General features: G+C 68.7%; 1 protein-coding gene. It reads right to left on the bottom strand.

The features are described 5' to 3' along the window. The coding region (locus tag ACJ8IM_RS25230) for an acyltransferase domain-containing protein (RefSeq protein ID WP_308317588.1) at positions 1 to 524 on the bottom strand (524 nt) is incomplete at both ends.

The following is a 524-nucleotide window of genomic DNA, read 5'->3' as shown; positions in this document are numbered from 1 at the left end:
GCCACCGTACTCACCACGTCGCCAAACGCCGCCGCTGCCGCTGCCATCATCGGCGAATGGAAAGCGTGCGAAACCGCCAACGGCGTGTGTTCATGCGCATAATGCCGCTGCACGAACGCCGCCAGCGCCGCGTGCGGCCCCGCCACCACCGTCATTCCCGCGCCATTCTCCGCCGCGATAACCACCTCCGCCGGCAGCACGCGACGGACGTTCTCCGCCGAATCGCGTATCGCCGCCATGCCGCCCGGCTCGCAGTCGGCCATCAGTTGCCCGCGCCGCGCCGCCAGCATCAGCGCATCACCGCTCTCCATCACACCGGCGACCACTGCCGCTGCAAATTCGCCTATCGAATGCCCCAGCACGTGCGACGGCGTCAGCCCTCGTGCCTGCCACATCGCCACCTGCGCCAACTGCAGTGCCACCAACGCCGGTTGCTGGTATTGCGTCTCCTGCAGGCGCGCCGAATGCTCGGCGCTCGCCTCCAGCAACCATTGCAGCAGCGGCGCGTCCACCCATGCCGCCAG

Source organism: Serratia sp. CY33525, from assembly GCF_052169115.1.
GTDB lineage: Bacteria > Pseudomonadota > Gammaproteobacteria > Enterobacterales > Enterobacteriaceae > Serratia > Serratia sarumanii.
Note: the sequence above shows the minus strand (reverse complement) of the source record. Positions and strands in the feature narration are given on the sequence as shown.